Origin of the sequence: Lelliottia sp. CFBP8978 (genome assembly GCF_034046055.2) — a bacterium.
Classification (GTDB): Bacteria; Pseudomonadota; Gammaproteobacteria; order Enterobacterales; family Enterobacteriaceae; genus Enterobacter.
The window spans coordinates 919,858-941,215 of sequence record NZ_CM188253.1 but is presented as its reverse complement, the minus strand read 5'-3'; the positions used below and the strand labels follow the sequence as shown (position 1 = coordinate 941,215).

Sequence of the window (21,358 nt, the reverse complement as noted above, 5' to 3'; positions counted from 1 at the left end):
TTCTCTGCCATTCAACAATAAGGGAAAATGATGTTAATCAGACGTTTTAACAGGACTCAGCGCCGTTGCCAACAGCCAGAGCACAAAGGCGAACACTTTGTTGCGCGGGATCAGGAAGCGTAGCGGCATATTTTGACACTTTCATGACTGAAAAAATAAATCAGACTTTTTTAAACATATTCTTAGATTGTCATAAAACGTTCACCCGAGAACGATAAAACCCTTCCTGTTTTTCACGGGGTAATAAACCGAATCTTATTACTCAGCGAATATTAGCGCGTTTTAAAAACATCAGGATTGAAAATGAAAAAGAGCACTCTGGCATTAGTGGTAATGGGCGTTGTTGCTTCCGCATCTGTACATGCAGCCGAAGTTTATAATAAAAACGGTAATAAGCTCGACGTGTACGGAAAAGTAAAAGCCATGCATTATCTCAGCGATGACGATGCTAAAGACGGCGACCAGACTTATGTGCGTTTCGGCTTTAAAGGCGAAACCCAGATTAACGATCAGCTGACCGGCTACGGTCGTTGGGAAGCAGAATTCTCCGGCAACAAAGCGGAGAGCGACTCCTCCCAGAAAACCCGTCTGGCCTTTGCCGGCCTGAAGCTGAAAGATATCGGCTCCTTCGACTACGGTCGTAACCTGGGTGCGCTGTACGACGTCGAAGCCTGGACCGATATGTTCCCGGAATTCGGCGGCGACTCTTCGGCGCAAACCGATAACTTCATGACCAAACGTGCCACCGGCCTCGCCACCTACCGCAACACCGACTTCTTTGGCGCGATTGATGGCCTGGACATGACTCTGCAATATCAGGGTAAAAATGAAAATCGCGAAGCGAAGAAACAGAATGGCGACGGCTTCGGGACCTCTTTGACCTATGATTTTGGTGGTAGTGATTTTGCCGTCAGCGGTGCCTATACCAACTCTGACCGGACTAACGAACAGAACCTGCTGGCACGCGGTGAAGGTAAAAAAGCCGAAGCCTGGGCAACCGGTCTGAAATATGATGCGAACGATATTTACCTGGCGGCGATGTATTCCGAAACCCGTAATATGACCCCAATCTCGGGTGGCTTTGCGAATAAATCGCAGAACTTTGAAGTGGTGGCGCAATATCAGTTTGATTTCGGCCTGCGTCCGTCCGTGGGTTATGTCCAGTCGAAAGGTAAGGATATTGAAGGCATCGGCGATGAAGATCTGGTGAAATACATCGATGTGGGCGCGACCTATTATTTCAACAAAAATATGTCGGCGTTTGTTGATTATAAAATCAACCAGATTGATGATGATAACAAACTGGGCGTAAGCAGCGATGATATCGTCGCCCTTGGAATGACCTATCAGTTCTGATAATGGCAAATAAAAAAACCCGTTGCGCAAGCAGCGGGTTTTTTATTGTCTGTGGCAGTTACCTGATGAAGATGGCTTCCTGCCCGTTTGACGCGTTAAGCGGTGAGCTTAACGGTCTGATCGGTGAAGTTATCGGCAGGTTCGAGTTTCAGTTCTAACGTTGCCAGTAGATCGCGCGCTCTGTCGTGGAAGCCACGCAGAGTCTGCTCAAGGCGATCAATCACTTCTTGATCTTTAATCGTCGTCGCTTCCCAGTGTCCATCTTTGTTAAACAAACCAAAGTGATAGCTGTAAGTAAAGCGTTTCTCTTCCGCTTCCATTTCCATCCACCAGCCCCAGAATTCACGTTTTTCGGGTGCAGGCTTCACGTTGACGCAAACAGCCAGGCAGTCGAAAAAAAAGCGATTCTCTTCACACTGCTCTTCTCGGATATACGGGCCAAGAGCCATGAACTTCTTAATCAGTCTACTTTTCGGGTGTCCACTCGGTAACGTCATTGCGATCTCCTTTTGTGAAGCCACTGTTTTACCAAACCATCAAAATTTAGCAATCTATTAACACAATCTCTGGTCGATCCAGCGTGTAATCTCTTTCAATGCCTTGTCAAAATTCTGATACACCGGACTAAACGGTATCTCGAGCAGCTTGCCATCCGAAGATGACGATGTGATTAAGCGGGACTCCTCTTCCGGGCTGAAAGGATCGTTTTTCCAGTATCCTGACAGCATCGGCGTGGGACAGCGACGTCCCAGCAGACCCTGCGTTTTTAGGGAATAGCGATTGAGCTCAACGCGTAGCGCTTCATCTGATGCATCATGCATGCCAAGGCGGCTCGCCAGCACGTCTAAATACATCTCTGGAACGCTCCCCTGACGAGTTGGATCGCTGAGCAGCGCATGAACCACCGGCCCCAGACAGGCCACCGCTTTCAGGCGCGACGACTCCAGATACGCCAGTCGTACCGCCACGTTGGCGCCAAAACGGAAACCAAAGGCGGCCACGCGGGTGTGATCAACCCAGGGAATATTCTCCAGCGCCTTCAGTGCGTGCTGGTGCAGTAAGCTGGAATCTTGTGTCAGTTTCCACTTCGAAGAAAAGCCGATGGACGGCATGTCCAGCGTCAGCATCGCGATCCCTTTTGGTGCAAAATAGCGTTCAAACAGGCTGTAGTAGTCAATTTGCAGGGAGTCTAAGCCACCGCACATCAGCACCGTCGGGAACGGGCCATCGCCAGGAGGCATGTGCAAAAAACCGCTGACGGGCGCGCCGCCCGGGATGGTGAATTCAATCTCACGCATGTTGCAGGGCAGACGCTGTGCCGCTTCTTCGTAAGCGCGATTCGCCAGCGCCTGCGCTTGTTCAGCCAGTTCATCCCCCTTCAGATGGGGGTAGGCGGCGATACTATAAAGGTTTGCAGCGTGCAGCCAGTGCTGGCCACTCAGCGTTTGGTCCTGTTCCTGACTGGCCTTTTGCTGCCAGAGCATCGCCTGCGTGGCCCATTCGTAGATCCAGTTGCCACCGCGATAACCTACCACCGTATCGTAAAGATCGCTGTCGGTACGATCGGCCTCGCTCATCACGATACGCGCCTGCACCTCGAGGATTTCACGGGCATCGATGCCACGCCAAATCCACATCAGACGATTAATCATGCGGTACCAGTGAGGAATATTTTTGCCGTCCAGGGCGGACTGGACAGCAGGCTGAGTGCCCGGATTAAAACGACGCACTAGCGTCGACGTTTCCGGATGCTTGAAACGGGGTTTGAACAGCGTTTCGCTAAGATTCGCCTGGGTCATTGCGCGCGGCCTCCATGAATACGTCACATAAAGGCCATTGTAACGCGAGGCAGGCTAAAAAAAACAACGCCCGGCATCACCGGGCGTTAAAAAATAATTTCGTTACGGTATTAACGGCCAGAAATTGGCGGTACAAAGACCACGCCCATATCCCACGGCTGTTCAATCCAGGTATCCTGCGGGATATCAATCACGTAATCATCAACCAGCGGGCGACCAGCTGGTTTAGCGAAGATAGTGACGAAATGCGCTTTTGGATACATGTCGCGGATCGCAACGGCAGTGCCGCCGGTGTCCACCAGATCGTCAATGACGATAAAACCTTCACCGTCGCCTTCGGCGCGCTTCAGCACGGTCAGCTCACGTTGATTGTCGTGGTCATAGCTGGAGATGCAAACGGTATCGACATGACGAATACCCAGCTCACGAGCCAGCAGCGCTCCCGGTACCAGACCGCCACGGCTCACGGCGATGATGCCTTTCCACTGTTCAGAAGGCATCAGACGTGCTGCCAGTTTGCGTGCGTGAATCTGCAACATGTCCCAGGTGACGACGTATTTTTCGCTCATGTGAAGTGTCCCAGCCTGTTTATATACGGCTTAAAAAGTGTTCGAGGGGGAAATAGGTTGCGCGAGATTATAGAGATCTGACGCACTAAAAACCAGTGTTTAGCGCCGCCAGCCGGAGTTTTTACTTGCTTTATGCTAGCAGCAAACGGAGAAAGTGGTATTCTCAACCTTATCTCGCAAGCCTGACTTGTGCTGACTATCAACCTGCTAACCCTGTGACCTGCAAGCTTGTTTGCAGCGCCACGACAAGGAGACTTATCGTGTCTGAACTGTCTCAATTATCTCCACAGCCGCTGTGGGATATTTTTGCCAAAATCTGTTCCATTCCCCACCCGTCCTATCATGAAGAACAACTTGCCGAACATATTATGGACTGGGCGAAGGAAAAAGGCCTGCACGCTGAGCGTGACCAAATTGGCAATATTCTGCTTCGTAAAGCGGCCACCGCAGGAATGGAAAACCGCAAACCGGTTGTGCTGCAGGCACACCTGGACATGGTTCCGCAGAAGAACAACGATACTGAACACGATTTCACTAAAGACCCTATTCAGCCATATATCGACGGTGAATGGGTAAAAGCACGCGGCACCACGCTGGGCGCCGATAACGGCATCGGAATGGCATCTGCGCTGGCGGTGCTGGCTGATGATCGCGTTGAACATGGTCCGCTGGAAGTCCTGCTGACCATGACAGAAGAAGCAGGTATGGACGGCGCATTCGGTCTGCAGGCGAACTGGCTGCAGGCGGATATCCTGATCAACACCGACTCCGAAGAAGAAGGTGAGATCTATATGGGTTGTGCCGGGGGGATTGATTTCATCACTACCCTGCCACTGACCCGTGAAGCGGTTCCTGCTGGATTCCAGACCTTCAAACTGACGCTGAAAGGCCTGAAAGGCGGCCACTCCGGCGGCGATATTCATTTAGGTCTGGGTAACGCCAACAAACTGCTGGCCCGTTTCCTGGCAGGCCATGCGGCTGAACTGGATCTGCGTCTGGTTGATTTCAACGGTGGTACGCTGCGTAACGCGATTCCGCGTGAAGCCTTCGCTACCGTTGCCGTTGCCGCAGATAAAGCCGACGAGCTGAAAAACCTGGCGAACGTTTATCTGGATATCCTGAAAAACGAGCTGTCAGTGAAAGAGAAAAACCTGACCGTGGTTCTGGAAGCCGTCTCCAGCGATAAAGCCGCGCTGACAGCACACTCTCGCGACAGCTTTGTGCAGTTGCTGAATGCCACGCCAAACGGTGTGATTCGCAACTCCGACGTGGCGAAAGGCGTGGTGGAAACGTCCCTGAACGTGGGCGTTGTCACTATGAGCGACGACAGCGCGGAAATCATCTGCCTGATCCGATCTCTGATCGACAGCGGTAAAGAGTACGTCGTGAGCATGCTGGAGTCACTGGGCAAACTGTCTGGCGCGAAAACCTCCGCGAAAGGCAGCTATCCTGGCTGGCAGCCAGATGCCTCTTCTCCGGTGATGGCGCTGGTGCGTGAAACTTATCAGCGTCTGTTCAATAGCACCCCGAACATTCAGGTGATCCACGCAGGTCTGGAGTGCGGTCTTTTCAAAAAACCGTATCCTGACATGGACATGGTTTCCATCGGGCCAACCATTACCGGTCCACACTCTCCGGATGAGCAAGTCCATATCGAAAGCGTGGGCCACTACTGGACGCTGCTGACCGAACTGCTGAAATCCATTCCGGCGAAGTAAGTCGCTACTGGGGTGGGTGCGGTTTGATGCCCTCACCCCAGCCCTCTCCCACGGGGAGAGGGAGAAAACACTAGAAACGGTAACTCAGGTTACCGTTTTGCTTTTATTCTGTGCGGTTTGATGCCCTCACCCCTGCCCTCTCCCACAGGGAGAGGGAGAAAACACTAGAAACGGTAACTCAGGTTACCGTTTTGCTTTTATTCTGTGCGGTTTGATGCCCTCACCCCTGCCCTCTCCCACAGGGAGAGGGAGAAAACACTAGAAACGGTAACTCAGGTTACCGTTTTGCTTTTATTCTGTGCGGTTTGATGCCCTCACCCCTGCCCTCTCCCACAGGGGGAGGGAGCCAAAATGCAGGCCCGGTAAGCGTAGCGCTACCGGGCTTTTTTATAACCCCAGCACCAGCTGTCGCTCAAGCTGCGGATCAAGCAAGGTGACATGTAATCCCACCAGCCGCACTCCCCGGCCCGCGCGCCGTTCCTGCCAGGCTTTCCTTGCGGTCACAATCAGGTCGTCTTTATTCAGCCGCGGCCAGACATGCTCCTGGGTTGTCTGCTGGAAGTCGTTAAACTTCAGCTTAACTCCCTGGCGCGCAATGAGGAGATCTGGCTTCACTTTTGCCAGCCGCCGCTCCAGCTCGGGGTAGAGCTGCTCGACGATAATAGTTTCGCAGTCGTGCCAGTCGTGGATGTCCTCAGCCAGCGTGCGTTCCACTCCCACTGATTTGCGCAAGCGTTCGCTGTTGATACTGCGCTCGTCAATCCCCTGACTACGCTCCCACAGCACGCGCCCAAATTTGCCAAAACGCTTAAGCAGCATTGCCAGATCGCTGTTCTGCACATCTTCGCAGGTGCGTAACCCCAGGCTTTCCAGCTTCGCGGCTGAAACTTTACCCACGCCGGGGATTTTGCCAAGCGGCAGGGTCTTCAAAAATATCGGAACATCGTCTGGCGTAATCACGAACTGACCATTGGGCTTATTTAAGTCAGAGGCGATTTTTGCCAGAAATTTTACCGGTGCGATACCGGCGGAGGCCGTCAGGTTCAGTTCATCGGAAATGGTCTGGCGGATTTCCTGCGCCATCAGCGTGGCGGAGCCATGGCAATGCACACTGTCCGTCACGTCAAGATACGCTTCGTCCAGAGACAGCGGCTCGATGAGCGAGGTATAGCGAGAGAAGATTTCCCGAATATGAACCGAGGCCTCTTTATAAGCATCAAAACGGCCGGGTAACAGGATGAGATGAGGGCAGAGCTTGAGCGCCATCGCCGTGGGCATGGCGCTGCGCACGCCAAATTTGCGCGCCGGGTAGTTAGCGGTGCTGATCACGCCACGTTTTACGCGGCTACCGCCAATCGCAATGGGGACGTCCCGCAAAGTCGGGTTGTCTCGCATCTCTACGGCGGCAAAAAAGCAGTCCATATCGACATGGATTATTTTGCGCATACTGAGCCTCACTCTTTACTGGATAAGTATACAGTGAAAAAAGCAGAATTGAGAAGCCCTTGTTATTATTGTGAGTCTGAATTGCGCACTGTTTCGCAAAGTTCTTACATTCATTCACACAGAGATGCTTTATAACGGAAAACTATTTTGTAAACTCATTCGTTCACTCTTGCGAAAAAATGCAGCGATGCTAATGTGAGCGCTCCTAATACAGAAAATTCTGATTTCGGGTCTCTTTTGCCGTCCTGGCAAGTTGGCTTTAGCTTTATCAAGGAACAAGTAGTATGCGTAAAATCGCATTATTCATTGCGATGCTTCTAATACCGTGTGTGTCATTTGCTGGGCTGCTTGGCAGCAACAGTTCCACTACGCCGGTCAGCAAAGAATATAAACAGCAGTTGATGGGATCACCGGTCTATATTCAGATCTTCAAGGAAGAACGCACGCTCGATCTGTTTGTGAAAATGGGCGAGACATATCAGCTACTTGATAGCTACAAAATTTGTAACTATTCCGGTGGGTTAGGCCCGAAGCAACGTCAGGGTGATTTTAAAAGTCCTGAAGGGTTCTACACCATTCAGCGCAGTCAGCTCAAACCCGACAGCCGTTTTTATAAAGCGATCAACATTGGCTTCCCGAATGCCTTTGATCGTGCTCACGGCTATGACGGTAAATACCTGATGATTCACGGTGCCTGCGTATCTGTCGGTTGCTATGCGATGACCGACAGCGGCATTGATGAGATTTTCCAGTTCGTGACCGGCGCGTTAGTCTTCGGCCAGGCGGGGGTTCAGGTGAGCATCTATCCGTTCCGCATGACCGATGCCAATATGCAGCGTCATAAGTATTCGACCTACGCGGATTTCTGGAAACAGCTCAAACCCGGCTATGACTACTTCCAGCAGACTCACAAACCACCGACCGTTTCGGTAGCGGATGGACGTTACATCGTCAGCAAACCGCTGAGTCATGAAGTCGTCCACCCGCAGCTGGCGTCAAATTACGCGGTTCCCGAGACAAAATAAGACCCACTCACCTGGCATAATCCTTTGCCAGGTTTCATTGCCGGTCAGCGGCTGAGTGGCGATAACCGTGACCACATCATTGGGTGTGGTCTCTTTCTGGAAATCAATCTCCACGTCCTGATCAAGCAACTTTGCCACGCCAAACGGCGCGCGACGGGTGATCCAGAAAAGATTGGTCGAGCAGAACGCCATCACATAGCGCCCATCCGACAGCAGCATATTAAATACGCCCTTATCACGCAGCTCACACGCCAGCGAGCCGATGTACTTAAACACCGCTGCCATATTTCCCGGCGTGCGTGGATAACGTTCGGTCAGCTTATGCAACAGCCAGCAAAAGGCTTTTTCGCTGTCGGTTTCTCCCACCGGACGGAAATTGCCCGTCTCCAGTGTTTTATAGCCGGTCAGTTGCCCGTTATGCGCATAGGTCCAGTTACGGCCCCACAGCTCCCGGGTGAAAGGATGGGTATTCTCCAGCGCCACCTCGCCGCGATTGGCCTGACGAATATGAGCAATCACCGAACACGATTTTATCGGGTAATCCTGCACCAGTCTGGCGATGGGCGAGTTGAAGCTGGGTTGCGGATCTTTGAACGTGCGACAACCTTTGCCTTCGTAGAAGGTAATACCCCAGCCGTCTTTATGCGGACCGGTGCCTCCGCCGCGCTGCACCAGCCCGGTGAAACTAAAGCAGATATCGGTTGGCACATTGGCGCTCATCCCGAGCAATTCGCACATACATCACCTCCACAAAAACGCCTTAAAGCGGGAAGGCGTAATTGTTGCAGCCAGTTTGGCTTCGGACAGCGCACAGAAACCGGCGCGTACGCGTAGTACGTGAGGATTTCGAGCACTGCCCGGATTCAAAATGGCAAATAAAATAGCCTTCTTACTTAACCATCTCTTTTTCAATCAGCTGAATCAGGATATGAATCACTTTAATGTGAATTTCCTGAACGCGGTCAGCGTAACCGAAATGCGGCACACGGATTTCGATATCCGCTGAGCCCGCCATTTTACCGCCATCTTTACCGGTCAGGGTGATGACTTTCATGCCTTTTTCGCGCGCCGCTTCAATCGCTTTGATCACGTTAGCGGAATTGCCAGACGTCGAGATACCGAGCAGGACATCCCCTTCACGACCCACAGCTTCAACATAGCGTGAGAAGATATGATCGTAACCGAAGTCGTTACCCACGCAGGAGATGTGGCTAACGTCAGAAATCGCAATCGCCGGGTAGCCCGGACGGTTTTCACGATAGCGTCCGGTCAGCTCTTCGGCAAAGTGCATGGCGTCACAGTGTGAGCCGCCGTTACCGCAAGAGATCACTTTACCACCGGCTTTGAAGCTGTCCGCCAGCAGAACCGCCGCGCGCTGAATCGCGTGAATATTGGCTTCATCTTTCAGAAAGTTAGCCAGCGTTTCCGCCGCTTCGTTCAGTTCGTTACGAATAAGATCCTGGTACATGAGGATAATCCTTCAGTATTGATGAAATAACACAGGGAGTGTACCGGATCGCGAGAAAAGCGAGAAGCTATACCCGTCATTCTTCACGTCGCATATGCTCTGGCTGCGCCTGCTCGCCCCAGTCACTTATTGAGATAAACGCCCGGAGATTCTCGGGCTTGCAGCCTTGCTGCAAATCGAATGATTTCGGCTATCCGGCCATGGATCTTTCGGCGTTTTGATGATTCGTGCCTGTGAATACCTGAACAATGTGAACCAGGTTGTAATTATTTTGTGAATACATTGCTAAAAGAAATAACATCCACTACAACCATATCATCACAAGTGGTCAGACCTCCTACAAGCAAGGGAGCTTTTCTTTATGATGATTTTGAGCATTATCGCAACCGTTGTTCTGCTCGGTGTGTTGTTTTATCACCGCGTTAATTTATTACTGAGTAGCCTGATACTCCTCGCCTGGACGGCGGCCCTTGGCCTCGCAGGTTTGTGGAATATCTGGGTTGTGCTGCCGCTGGCGATTATCCTGCTGCCGCTCAACGTGCCTGCGATGCGTAAGTCGATGATTTCCGCCCCCGTCTTCCGTGGCTTCCGTAAAGTGATGCCGCCGATGTCACGCACGGAAAAAGAAGCGATTGACGCCGGTACGACCTGGTGGGAAGGCGATCTGTTCCAGGGCAACCCGGACTGGAAAAAACTGCACAACTATCCGCAACCGCGTCTGACCGCCGAAGAGCAAGCCTTTATTGATGGCCCGGTTGAAGAAGCGTGCCGGATGGCGAACGATTTCCAGATCACCCATGAAATGGCCGATCTGCCTCCGGAACTGTGGGCCTTCCTGAAAGAGCATCGTTTCTTTGCGATGATCATCAAAAAAGAGTACGGCGGTCTGGAGTTCTCTGCTTACGCTCAGGCTCGCGTCCTGCAAAAGCTGGCAGGTGTCTCTGGCATTCTGGCGATCACCGTTGGCGTGCCAAACTCTTTAGGCCCGGGCGAACTGCTGCAACACTACGGCACTGAAGAGCAAAAAGATCACTATCTGCCGCGTCTGGCTCGCGGTCAGGAGATTCCGTGCTTCGCATTGACCAGCCCGGAAGCGGGTTCTGATGCCGGTGCTATCCCGGATACCGGCGTGGTATGCATGGGTGAATGGCAGGGCCAGCAGGTGCTCGGCATGCGTCTGACCTGGAACAAGCGCTATATCACTCTGGCCCCTATCGCTACCGTGCTGGGCCTCGCATTTAAACTCTCGGACCCGGAAAAACTGCTGGGCGATGAGGAAGATCTGGGCATCACCTGTGCGCTGATCCCAACGTCTACGCCTGGCGTCGAAATTGGTCGTCGTCACTTCCCGCTGAACGTCCCGTTCCAGAACGGTCCAACCCGCGGTCAGGATATTTTCGTGCCGATTGATTACATCATCGGTGGACCAAAAATGGCCGGTCAGGGCTGGCGTATGCTGGTTGAATGCCTGTCGGTCGGTCGCGGTATTACCTTGCCGTCAAACTCTACCGGCGGCCTGAAGTCCGTCGCCATGGGTATCGGCGCGTATGCCCATATCCGCCGTCAGTTCAAAATCTCCATCGGTAAAATGGAAGGCATCGAAGAACCGCTGGCGCGTATCGCAGGCAACGCCTATGTCATGGACGCCGCAGCCTCGCTGATTACTTACGGCATTATGCTGGGCGAAAAACCGGCGGTCCTGTCAGCGATTGTGAAGTATCACTGTACCCATCGTGCGCAGCAGTCAATCATTGACGCAATGGATATTGCAGGCGGGAAAGGCATCATGCTGGGTGAAGGCAACTTCCTGGCGCGCGGCTATCAGGGCGCACCGATTGCCATCACCGTTGAAGGCGCGAACATCCTGACCCGTAGCATGATGATCTTTGGCCAGGGCGCGATTCGCTGTCATCCTTATGTGCTTGAGGAGATGGCGGCGGCACAAAACAACGACGTGGATGCGTTCGACAAGCTGCTGTTTAAACACATCGGCCACGTCGGCAGCAACAAAATGCGCAGCTTCTGGCTGGGTCTGACCCGCGGTTTGACCAGCTCAACGCCGACCGGTGATGCAACCAAACGCTACTATCAGCATTTGAACCGCCTGAGCGCTAACCTGGCGCTGCTTTCAGACATCTCCATGGCGGTGTTGGGCGGTAGCCTGAAGCGTCGCGAGCGTATTTCAGCGCGTCTTGGCGACGTGTTGAGTCAGATCTTCCTGGCCTCCGCGGTCCTCAAGCGTTACGACGATGAAGGCCGTCATGAAGCGGATCTGCCGCTGGTCCACTGGGGCGTGCAGGATGCCCTGTATCAGGCAGAGCAGGCGATTGACGATTTGCTGGCGAACTTCCCGAACCGCTTTGTCGCAGGCGCCCTGCGCGTGGTGATCTTCCCGACCGGTCGTCATCACCTGGCGCCGTCCGATATCCTGGATCATAAAGTGGCGAAGATCCTGCAGATCCCGAGTGCGACGCGTTCTCGTATCGGGCGTGGTCAGTATCTGAAGCCGACCGAGCATAACCCGGTTGGTTTGCTGGAAGAGGCGCTGTTAGATGTGATGGCCGCCGATCCGGTTCACCAGAAAATCTGCAAGCAGCTCGGTAAAAACCTGCCGTTTACTCGCCTCGATGAACTGGCAAAACAGGCGCTGGCGGGTGGCATCATCGATCAGAACGAAGCCGCTGTGCTGGTGAAGGCCGAAGAGAGCCGTCTGCGCAGTATCAACGTGGATGATTTCGAGCACGACGAGCTGGCGACCAGGCCGGTAAAGCTGCCGGAGAAAGTCCGCAAACCTGAAGCCGCCTGATCCAAAGCGCTTCCATCAACCCCGCCATGTGCGGGGTTTTTTATTGCCACATTTTCTCTTTTTCCCGTGCTACAGTGATGAAAAGCCGTCTTTCGAGGAGCCGTTATTGTGCCTGGTTTGAAGATTACCCTTTTACAACAACCCCTGGTGTGGATGGACGGTCCCGCCAATCTGCGCCACTTTGATCGTCAGCTCGAAGAGATTGTCGGTCGCGATGTGATTGTTTTGCCAGAAATGTTCACCACCGGATTCGCCATGGAGGCGGCAAAGCAATCCCTGCCGCAGAATGAGGTGGTTGCCTGGATGCACAAGAAAGCTCAACAGACGAACGCATTGATTGCCGGGAGCGCCGCGCTACAGACCGATCGCGGGCCGGTGAACCGTTTCCTGCTGGTTGAGCCGGACGGCACGCTGCATTTTTATGATAAACGTCATCTGTTCCGCATGGCGGATGAGCATCATCACTACGAGGCGGGCAACGAACGCGTGGTCTTTGAGTGGCGCGGCTGGCGGATTTTGCCACTGGTCTGTTACGACCTGCGCTTCCCGGTCTGGTCCCGTAACCGCAACGATTACGATCTGGCGCTGTACGTCGCTAACTGGCCTGCTCCGCGCTCCCTGCACTGGCAGGCACTGCTGGTGGCCCGCGCCATTGAAAACCAGGCGTATGTTGTCGGGTGTAATCGCGTCGGAACCGATAGCAATGGTCACCATTATCGCGGTGACAGCCGGGTGGTGAATCCGCAGGGTGAAATTATTGCCACCGCGGAGCCGCATCAGGCCACGCGTATTGACGCCGAGCTTTCGCTGACGGCACTGAAAGAGTATCGGGAGAAGTTTCCTGCCTGGCAGGATGCGGATCCGTTTAGCATCGGATAAATGAATAGCCCGGTGGCGTGACGCCAGCCGGGCTTAATTTTTAACTGACCAGCGCCTGCCCGTCTTTACGGCTTTCGGTTGCGGCAACGTAGTGCCCTTCCGGCATACGGTAAATCACCTGCGCACCGCCGAAGTTGTAGTCCTGCAACGGATCTTCCACCGTAATCTGGTGCCCGCGCTCGCGCAGCGCCGCAATGGTATTGCGATCGAAGGTCGATTCGACGATCACCTCCCTGCCTTGTACCACGCGCCAGCGCGGGGCATCAATCGCTGCCTGTGGGTTTTGCCCGTGGAGCATAATCCGCAGCGCCATTTGCATGTGCCCTTGCGCCTGCATAGGGCCGCCCATGACGCCAAATGACATCAACGGCTTGCCGTCTCCATCCATCGCAAAGCCAGGGATAATGGTGTGGAACGGACGTTTGCTCCCTGCCAGCGCGTTCGGGTGTTTCGGATCGAGCACAAAACCGCAGCCGCGGTTTTGCAGACTGATACCGGTATCCGGAACCACCACGCCTGAGCCAAAGCCCATAAAGTTGGACTGGATAAAGGAGATCATCATCCCGCTGGAGTCCGCCGCAGAGAGGTAAACCGTGCCGCTTTGCGTCGGTGCGCCGTAGGTGAAATCAGACGCGTTATCCTGATCGATCAGCGCCGCGCGCGATTTCAGATAGTGGTCACTCAACAACTCTTTCGCGGCAAACTCCATGTGCTCTTCGTCGGCCACGTAGCGATCGAGATCCGCCAGCGCCAGCTTCATCGCCTCAATGGACAGATGCAGGGATTGCACAGAGTCCGGATGATGTTTTTCAATTCCGCACTGCTCCAGAATCCCCAGCGCGATAAGCGTGGCGATCCCCTGCCCGTTGGGCGGCAGTTCCTGCACCGAACCACCCGCGAAATCACGCGACAGCAGCTCCACCCAGTCCACGCGATGATTCGCCAGATCGTCCGCAGTTAAATGCGCGCCGTGCTCTTTGGCGAAGGCAGCGATTTTCTGCGCCAGCTCACCGCGATAGAAGGCTTCGCCGTTGGTTTTGGCAATCAGCTCAAGGGAGTTGGCCTGGGCCGGGTTACGGAAGATTTCGCCAATGCGCGGTGCGCGGCCTTCTGGCGCAAAGCAGGCGCTAAAGCCCGGCTGGTCTTTCAGTTTGTTATAACCGCGCTGCCAAAGGTGACCAATCAGCGGCGATACCGGAAAACCGTTACGCGCATATTCAATCGCCGGCTGTGCCAGCGTGGTCAGCGGCAGCGTACCGAAACGCTCTGCCAGCGCCACCCAGCCAGAGACCGCTCCCGGAACGGTAACCGCATCCCAGCCCAGCTCCGGCACGGCGGTTTTTCCGGTAAACAGATCCGCATGCCAGCTGGCAGGTGAACGGCCAGAAGCGTTTAAACCATGCAGCTTTTCACCGTCCCAGACGATGGCAAAAGCGTCACTGCCGATACCGCAGCCCGTCGGCTCAACCACGGTGAGCGCCATCGCAGTGGCAATGGCGGCATCAACGGCGTTACCGCCGAGCTGTAACATCCGCATCCCGGCCTGCGCCGCCAGCGGCTGTGAAGTGGCGACCGCGTTATGCCCCATCATCGGCGGGCGTCGTGAATCGTAACCGGTAGTAAAATCAAGCGCTTTGGTCATCATGACTCCTTAGTCGTGGCGCGGATCGAGCGCATCGCGCAGCCCGTCACCGAGTAAATTAAAGCCCTGTACCGCAAGGAAAATGGCGATACCAGGGAAAACAGACATCCACGGCGCCTGTTCCAGAAAACCTTTTGCCGTATTGAGCATCGAGCCCCAGGACGGATTCGGTGGCTGCTGCCCCAGACCGAGAAACGACAGGCTCGCTTCGGCAATAATCGCAGAGGCAATCGCCAGCGTGGCTTGCACCAGAATCGGCGACATCACGTTTGGCAGCACATATTTCACGATGATCCAGCGGTCCGGCAGGCCAATCGCCTTTGCGCCGTCGATGTACTCTTCGTTGCGTATGGCGATCACCTGACCGCGCGTCAGACGGGCAAAGATCGGCATCGCCGACAGACCAATGGCGATCATCGCGTTGGTCAGACTCGGGCCTAAAAATGCCCCCAGCGCGATGGCCATGATCAGGAACGGGCAGGCCAGCAGTGCTTCAATAAAGCGCGAGATCACGCCGTCCCAGATCCCCTGGAAGTAACCCGCCACCAGCCCCAGCGGCACACCAATCACCACCGCGATCACCACAGACATACAGCCCGCCATCAGAGAGGTACGCGCCCCCCAGACGATGCGCGAAAGAATGTCGCGGCCCAGCTCGTCGGTGCCAAACCAGTAGAGCTCCGACGGCGGTTTACGCACCGCCAGAAAGTTGGCTTTGACCGGATCAAACGGCGCAAGCCAGGGCGCAATCAGAGCGATAAGCACAAAGATGCCGACAATTACCGCGCCAATCACGGCGCTTTTGTTGGCGAGAAATTTCTTCAGCACCCGGTTTTGCGCGCGCGGCAGCGCAGGTACTACGGTTTGAGTCGTCAGTTCAGCCACGATTAACCTCGCATTTTCGGGTTGATGAGGACGTAGAGCACGTCAGCCAGCAGGTTCAGCATCAGGAAGCCAATCGCCACGATCAGCACCACGCCCTGCACGACCGCGTAATCACGGTTAAACACCGAATCGACGATCATTTTGCCAAAGCCCGGAATGGTGAAGACCTGCTCGGTCAGCACCGCGCCGCCCAGCAGTTCGCCAAACAGCAGCGTGGTGAGCGTGATCACCGGCACCAGCGCGTTGCGAAACGCGTGCTTGAGGATCACCGCTTTCGGCAGCAGCCCCTTGGCCCGCGCGGTGCGGATGTAATCGGCTTTCAGCACCGCAATCATCGACGCCCGCGTGTGGCGCATCAGCGTCGCCGCCAGCCCGGTGCCGAGCACCGACGCAGGCAGCAGCAGCGTACGCAGGTTTTGCAGCGGATCTTCGCTGAACGGCACATAGCCTGACGCGGGCAGCCACTGCAAATTCACCGAGAACACCAGGATCAGCAAGATCCCTAACCAAAAGTGCGGTATCGAGATCCCGGAGATCGCCACAAAGTTAGCCCCGTGATCCACCCAGCTGTTTTTATTCACCGCCGCGAGGATCCCCATGCTGATACCGAATACCAGCGCGATAATCATCGCCAGTAGTGAAAGCTCCATCGTCACCGGAAGTTTGCTGGCAATCAGCGATGTGACCGGCTCATGAGTGCGTAAAGAGACCCCAAGATCGCCCTGCAATGCGCGCGTCAGCCAGTCAAAATATTGCACCGGCAGCGGCGCATCGAGATTCAGTTCCGCGCGCAGTTGGGCAATCACCGCCGGATCGCGCTCTTCGCCCGCCATCGCAATCAGCGGATCGCCGGGCAGCAATTTCTGTAGCCCAAAGACCATCATACTGACCAGCAGCAGAGTCGGGATCGCCAGCAACAGGCGTTTGCAAATCAGTTCCAGCATGGTTTCTCCTCACGCCCTCAGTTACTTAGCCAGCGATAAACCCGCCAGACGCACGATGCCATCCGGATACGGTTTGAAACCCTTCACGCTCTTGTTCAGGCCAAAAATGCGCGGCTCGAAATAGAGATAGGCAATCGGCATATCGGTCTGAAGCTGTTTCACCACGTTGTTGTACAGCGGCTGGCGCGCGGCGGGATCGGTGCTCAAACGCGCCTGAGTCAACCATTCGTCAACCTGCGCATTGCTGTAGCGACCATCGTTGAGCGTGCCTTTGCTGTTGATGAAACCGTAGATGCTACCGTCTGGATCCGGACGTCCTGACCAGCCGGAGAAGCTCAGCTGATAATCGCCGCTCTGCTGGCGATCGAGCAGCGTGGCGAATTCGGTCATCTGCAGGTTCAGGTTAAATCCGGCCTCGGCGACCATCGCCTGCAGCACCTGACCCACCTGCTGTGACGTTGGGTTATTCGGTACCAGCAGATTGACGGTTAGCGGCGCGTTAATGCCCGCCGCTTTTAGCAGGGCTTTCGATTTTTCCACATCGCGGGGCGGAACCGGCACCTTGACGTGGTAAGGGCTGACCGGCGAAAACGCCTGGTTCGCCGGGGTATACAAACCTTCGAACACCACCTGATTCAGCGCGTCGCGGTCGATAGCCAGCGAGAAGGCTTCCCGCACGCGCGCATCTTTGAACGGATCGTTGGCCGGAACTTTACCGTTATTGATGTTGAAGGTGATCCCCTGATAACCGAGGCCGGTCACTTTCGCCAGCGCCAGTTTGCTGTCGGCTTCTACGGTTTTGACGTCGCTGGCGGCGATGCCTTCAGTCAGATCCAAATCACCCGCACGCAGGTTTGCCAGACGCACCGAGGCATCCGGGATCGGCAGATAGATGATTTTGTCGAAGTGATAGGCGTCTTTGTTCCAGTAGTTGTCGAAACGGCTCAGAACGATGCGGTCCTGAGAGACCCGGCTGTCAAATTTATAAGGACCTGAACAGACGGGGTGTGCCGCGAAATCTGGTTTTTTGGCCGCTTCCGGCGCCATCATCGCCCCGGCACGGTCGGTCAACTGCATCAGCAGTGCGGCATCCGGGGTTTTCAGGTGAATGGCAATTTGAGTAGGGCTTTTCACTTCTATTGATTCGACGGATGAGATCTCGCTTTTACGCAGCGAACCTTTTAGCGTCAGGGCGCGGTCAAGGTTGTACTTTGCGGCCTCGGCATCAAACTTTTCACCGTCGTGGAAGGTCACTCCCTCACGCAGATTCATGGTCAGGGTTTTATTGTCTTCGCTCCAGGACCAGTCTTTGGCCAGGCCTGGCACGACCTTCAGATTTTCATCCACGTCCACCAGCCGATCGCACAGTGAGGCAAAGACGAAGCGGCCATAGTAGGTGCGCGCCAGATGGGGATCGAGCATATCGGGATCGGCGCCCAGACCAATTCGCAGAACGCTTTCCGAGTGCGCGGGTAACGTCGCGCCAAGCAAAATAACACTTCCCAGTACGGTCAAAAGAGAATTACGCATTGTCATTATCATGAGTTCCTTGCTGGAAGAGACGAGAGTGATGCCGCATGTTCAAACAGCGCGCGGCGGCGCAAAAAGGCGGCGGATGGCGGTGCTATCTGAATAACACTGCGATCGCGGTTAATTTCCTGCCAGCGATGGCAGGCGACCTGGCGTCCGCCCTCCAGAACCTGATCGATCGGTTCTACCTGGCGACATTCATCCGTGACGTACGGACAACGGGTGTGGAAACGGCACCCGGACGGTGGGTTGGCCGGATTCGGTAAATCTCCCTGAAGCAAAGGCGCGTCGCGCGCCATGCCGGGCTGCATTTGCGGAGCGGAGGCAATCAGCGCCTGAGTGTAAGGGTGCAGCGGCGCGTCAAAGATTTCATCGACCGTAGCCAGCTCAACAATCTGGCCGAGATACATCACCGCCACACGGTCGCTCATGTGGCGAATGACCGCCAGACCGTGCGCGACAATCACCATTGTCAGCCCCAGCTGGTGCTTCAGGCTTTCGAGCAGGTTGACCACCTGCGCCTGCACGGAGACATCCAGCGCCGAAACGGGTTCATCGCCCAGCAGCAGTTTTGGCCCGGAGGCTAACGCGCGCGCAATGCCGATGCGCTGACGCTGACCACCGGAAAACTCATGCGGATAGCGTCCGGCCCAGGCCGCAGGCAGGCCGACGGTTTTCAGCAGTTCTGCGACGCGATACTGGCGGTCGGCCTTTTTCATGTTCTGGTGTAACCACAGCGGTTCACCGACGATCTGCTCCACCGTCATGCGTGGGTTGAGCGACGCAAACGGGTCCTGAAAGATGATTTGCAGTTCGCGGCGGAGCTGGTTCAGACGCGCACCTGACGCATGAGTGATCTCTTCACCCTGATAAAACACACGTCCTTCACTGGCGGCCAGCAGACGCAGCAGCAAGCGCCCAAGGGTGGATTTACCCGATCCCGACTCCCCCACAATGGCCAGCGTTTCGCCAGGCATGACCGCGAGTGACACTCTGTCGACTGCCGTAACAAAACGCGCCGGAGTAAAGAGCTTTTTAGGGCCAGGGAAGAGTTTGCTCAGGTCACGAGCTTCAAGAATGGGGGTAGTCATGCGATTTCTCCCAGCGCAATGTGTTGCTCAAGCGGTACGCGGAAACAGGCAACCTGATGCCCCACGCCCAACGTGTGAAGCTGAGGTTTTTCATCGTGGCAACGGGTTTGTGCGAACGGGCAGCGCGTGGCAAAACGACAGCCCTTTGGCATCGACTCGGGTAGCGGCACGCTGCCTGGAATGGTCGATAGCTGACCTTTGCGTGCACCGAGGGACGGAATCGATCCCATCAGACCGATGGTGTAGGGGTGCTGCGGATCGGCAAAAATACTCTCGACGCTGCCCTGCTCTACGACCTGTCCGGCATACATCACCGCCACCTGCTGCGCGACTTCCGCCACCACGCCCAGATCGTGGGTGATCATCAGCACCGCTGTGCCGGTTTCGGCTTTTAAGGTATTCAGCAACGTCAGAATTTGCGCCTGGATGGTCACATCCAGTGCGGTAGTCGGTTCATCGGCGATCAGTAACCGCGGATGGTTAATCAATGCCATCGCAATCATGACGCGCTGACGCATCCCGCCGGAGAGCTGGTGCGGATAGGCTTTCAGGCGCATTTCGGGAGCGGGGATTTGTACTTTTTCCAGTATTTGCAGCGCCACATTCATGGCTTGTGCTTTCGACATTTTCTGGTGACGAATAACCGCTTCGCTGAGCTGATCGCCAAGCGTGAAAGCCGGGTTGAGTGAGGTCATCGGCTCCTGAAAAATCATCGCCAGTTCACTGCCGCGCAGATCGGCGTATTCGCGCGGGGACAGTTTGCGCAGATCGTGGCGGCGGAACTGCATTTCACCACTCACGATTTGCGCGCTGCTGGGCAGTAGTCCCATCAACGCGAGGGAGGTGATACTTTTTCCGCAGCCGGATTCGCCCACCAGCGCCAGCGTTTCACCGGATTTCACGGTGAGCGAGATCCCGTCCAGTACGCTCACCGGCGATCCGGCAAATTTCACATTGAGATTGTGCAGGCGGAGTACCGGCCCTGCCTCCTTAAAAGGGATTGTCGTCATAACAGGGAATCATCCTCAAGGTTGATGGCCTGAATCAGGGCAGTTTGCAGAGTGAGCAGGTGTTCGCGCATGGCGGCGGCTGCTTCGTTGGGCTGGCGGTGGACGATCGCCGTCATGATTTTATGATGATGATCGTTGTAGCTGTCGACACGCTCAGGCGTGCGCGCCTGCTCACGCAGATGCTGCCAGCCGGGTTCGCGACGCACCGCATCAATAGCATCAAACAGGCCTAACATCAGGCGATTACCGGCCGCTTCTGCGATAGCGCGGTGGAAGGCGCTATCCCAGAGTTCATTGAGGTCGCGGTCATCCGGGCTGACCTTGTCGATGCGTTCCAGCATGCGCTGCATCAGCGCGAGGTTTTCCCTGGTGGCACGCAGTGCCGCAAGACGGGCTAAGCCCGGTTCAAGCTGCAGACGAGCTTCCATGACTTCCAGCAAATTGGTTTGCTGTACCAGCCCCTGAAGCGCCAGCGGTTCAACCGGCGCAGCAGGGCCAATAAAGGTGCCTTTACCTTGCTTGCGCCAGATACGCCCCTCTTCCTCCAGCACGTCCAGCGCACGACGAACTTCGCGTCGCCCTACGCCGAGTGTTTCCGACAGCTCACGTTCAGTGGGCAGCGGAATGCCTGGTGTTGACTCATGCTGGTTGATTAGACCGCGCAACTGCTCAAGCGCGGTGCTGGAATTAGCCAGAAACCGTGACGGTTTTTCCATATTGGTTCGCCTGCTGTCATCATTGCTTTATTTTTATTAACAATAAGTTATCAATATAGAAGATGACTTATTGCTCTTATGAATAAGCAATTTACGAACCAATAAATCATTGGTTCAGGAACTTTCTGGAAAATCGTAAGTAAGCTAATGATTAAACGGGGATTATTTTTTACAGGATTGTTACAAACAAAAATGTTTTCTGAGGGAGAAAAGAGGTGATTCGCACAATAAAGGTGCAGAAGACGCACCAAAAACGCGCAATTGTTAATTTAATGCACTACGAATATTAACTTTTTGTTAACCAACGACGGGAATGAGATAAGAAAAAGGAGGCGCTGAAATGACGAAAGCCTGAATCATTGCTGATTCAGGCTTTCTAATGTGGCGGAACGGACGGGACTCGAACCCGCGACCCCCTGCGTGACAGGCAGGTATTCTAACCGACTGAACTACCGCTCCGCATTGTTCCCTTGA

18 protein-coding genes and 1 tRNA gene are annotated in these 21,358 nt (G+C 54.8%); 5 read left to right on the top strand and 14 right to left on the bottom strand.

The window, feature by feature from the left end; all coding sequences use genetic code 11:
- The first annotated feature begins 303 nt into the window (after nt 1–303).
- The gene (gene phoE / locus SOM82_RS04340; RefSeq protein ID WP_154127544.1) at nt 304–1,356 is read left to right on the top strand and encodes a phosphoporin PhoE; all 1,053 of its coding nucleotides are present in this window, start codon (nt 304–306) and stop codon (nt 1,354–1,356) included.
- Nucleotides 1,357–1,451: 95 nt separating this feature from the next.
- Here phoE and crl read toward each other — a convergent pair whose 3' ends face one another.
- From crl to gpt, 3 genes are all read right to left on the bottom strand, one after another.
- Nucleotides 1,452–1,853 (bottom strand): sigma factor-binding protein Crl, encoded by a 402-nt coding sequence (crl, locus tag SOM82_RS04335; RefSeq protein ID WP_154127543.1) that lies wholly within the window; start codon nt 1,851–1,853, stop codon nt 1,452–1,454.
- A 57-nt stretch (nt 1,854–1,910) separates the two neighbouring features.
- A complete protein-coding gene (frsA, locus tag SOM82_RS04330) occupies nt 1,911–3,155 on the bottom strand; it encodes an esterase FrsA (RefSeq protein WP_320460248.1) in 1,245 nt (414 codons plus the stop codon).
- Between the two features lie 110 nt (nt 3,156–3,265).
- Complete coding sequence (gene gpt, locus SOM82_RS04325) at nt 3,266–3,724, bottom strand: xanthine phosphoribosyltransferase (RefSeq protein ID WP_154127541.1); 459 nt, start codon at nt 3,722–3,724, stop codon at nt 3,266–3,268.
- 260 nt (nt 3,725–3,984) lie between these two features.
- On the opposite strand from gpt, the gene pepD reads away from it, so the two are divergent.
- Nucleotides 3,985–5,442 carry a cytosol nonspecific dipeptidase gene (gene pepD / locus SOM82_RS04320; protein WP_320460249.1) on the top strand — a complete coding sequence of 486 codons (1,458 nt, stop codon included), beginning with the start codon at nt 3,985–3,987 and terminating at the stop codon, nt 5,440–5,442.
- 387 nt (nt 5,443–5,829) lie between these two features.
- Here pepD and dinB read toward each other — a convergent pair whose 3' ends face one another.
- Nucleotides 5,830–6,888 (bottom strand): DNA polymerase IV, encoded by a 1,059-nt coding sequence (gene dinB / locus SOM82_RS04315; RefSeq protein ID WP_320460250.1) that lies wholly within the window; start codon nt 6,886–6,888, stop codon nt 5,830–5,832.
- Nucleotides 6,889–7,172: 284 nt separating this feature from the next.
- On the opposite strand from dinB, the gene dpaA reads away from it, so the two are divergent.
- Nucleotides 7,173–7,913 (top strand): peptidoglycan meso-diaminopimelic acid protein amidase, encoded by a 741-nt coding sequence (dpaA, locus tag SOM82_RS04310; protein WP_154127539.1) that lies wholly within the window; start codon nt 7,173–7,175, stop codon nt 7,911–7,913.
- Here dpaA and SOM82_RS04305 read toward each other — a convergent pair.
- Entirely contained in the window at nt 7,884–8,651 is a 768-nt protein-coding gene (locus SOM82_RS04305; RefSeq protein WP_320460251.1) for a class II glutamine amidotransferase, read from the bottom strand. The genes dpaA and SOM82_RS04305 overlap by 30 nt on opposite strands.
- Nucleotides 8,652–8,802: 151 nt before the next feature.
- The gene (lpcA, locus tag SOM82_RS04300) at nt 8,803–9,381 is read right to left on the bottom strand and encodes a D-sedoheptulose 7-phosphate isomerase (RefSeq protein ID WP_154127537.1); all 579 of its coding nucleotides are present in this window, start codon (nt 9,379–9,381) and stop codon (nt 8,803–8,805) included.
- A gap of 361 nt (nt 9,382–9,742) precedes the next feature.
- On the opposite strand from lpcA, the gene fadE reads away from it, so the two are divergent.
- On the top strand, nt 9,743–12,187 hold the full coding sequence (gene fadE / locus SOM82_RS04295; protein ID WP_320460252.1) for an acyl-CoA dehydrogenase FadE: 2,445 nt from the start codon (nt 9,743–9,745) through the stop codon (nt 12,185–12,187).
- Between the two features lie 108 nt (nt 12,188–12,295).
- Nucleotides 12,296–13,066, top strand: a complete 771-nt coding sequence (locus SOM82_RS04290) for an amidohydrolase (protein WP_320460253.1) — start codon at nt 12,296–12,298, stop codon at nt 13,064–13,066.
- A 40-nt stretch (nt 13,067–13,106) separates the two neighbouring features.
- Here SOM82_RS04290 and SOM82_RS04285 read toward each other — a convergent pair whose 3' ends face one another.
- The 8 genes from SOM82_RS04285 to SOM82_RS04250 all read right to left on the bottom strand — a co-directional run bounded on the left by SOM82_RS04285 (nt 13,107) and on the right by SOM82_RS04250 (nt 21,343).
- Nucleotides 13,107–14,708, bottom strand: coding sequence for a gamma-glutamyltransferase family protein (locus SOM82_RS04285; protein ID WP_320460273.1), 1,602 nt, complete (start codon nt 14,706–14,708; stop codon nt 13,107–13,109).
- A gap of 9 nt (nt 14,709–14,717) precedes the next feature.
- Nucleotides 14,718–15,593, bottom strand: a complete 876-nt coding sequence (locus SOM82_RS04280; protein WP_100777517.1) for an ABC transporter permease — start codon at nt 15,591–15,593, stop codon at nt 14,718–14,720.
- Nucleotides 15,594–15,595: 2 nt separating this feature from the next.
- Nucleotides 15,596–16,537, bottom strand: coding sequence for an ABC transporter permease (locus SOM82_RS04275; protein WP_100777518.1), 942 nt, complete (start codon nt 16,535–16,537; stop codon nt 15,596–15,598).
- Nucleotides 16,538–16,558: 21 nt separating this feature from the next.
- Nucleotides 16,559–18,073 carry an ABC transporter substrate-binding protein gene (locus SOM82_RS04270; RefSeq protein ID WP_320460254.1) on the bottom strand — a complete coding sequence of 505 codons (1,515 nt, stop codon included), beginning with the start codon at nt 18,071–18,073 and terminating at the stop codon, nt 16,559–16,561.
- Nucleotides 18,074–18,075: 2 nt separating this feature from the next.
- Nucleotides 18,076–19,158 carry an ABC transporter ATP-binding protein gene (locus SOM82_RS04265; protein WP_320460255.1) on the bottom strand — a complete coding sequence of 361 codons (1,083 nt, stop codon included), beginning with the start codon at nt 19,156–19,158 and terminating at the stop codon, nt 18,076–18,078.
- Nucleotides 19,155–20,168, bottom strand: coding sequence for an ABC transporter ATP-binding protein (locus SOM82_RS04260; RefSeq protein WP_320460256.1), 1,014 nt, complete (start codon nt 20,166–20,168; stop codon nt 19,155–19,157). Before SOM82_RS04260 ends, SOM82_RS04265 begins: the two co-directional genes overlap by 4 nt.
- A complete protein-coding gene (locus SOM82_RS04255) occupies nt 20,165–20,884 on the bottom strand; it encodes a FadR/GntR family transcriptional regulator (protein WP_320460257.1) in 720 nt (239 codons plus the stop codon). Before SOM82_RS04255 ends, SOM82_RS04260 begins: the two co-directional genes overlap by 4 nt.
- A 382-nt stretch (nt 20,885–21,266) precedes the next feature.
- Nucleotides 21,267–21,343: transfer RNA gene (locus tag SOM82_RS04250), tRNA-Asp, on the bottom strand.
- Between the last annotated feature and the right edge of the window lie 15 nt (nt 21,344–21,358).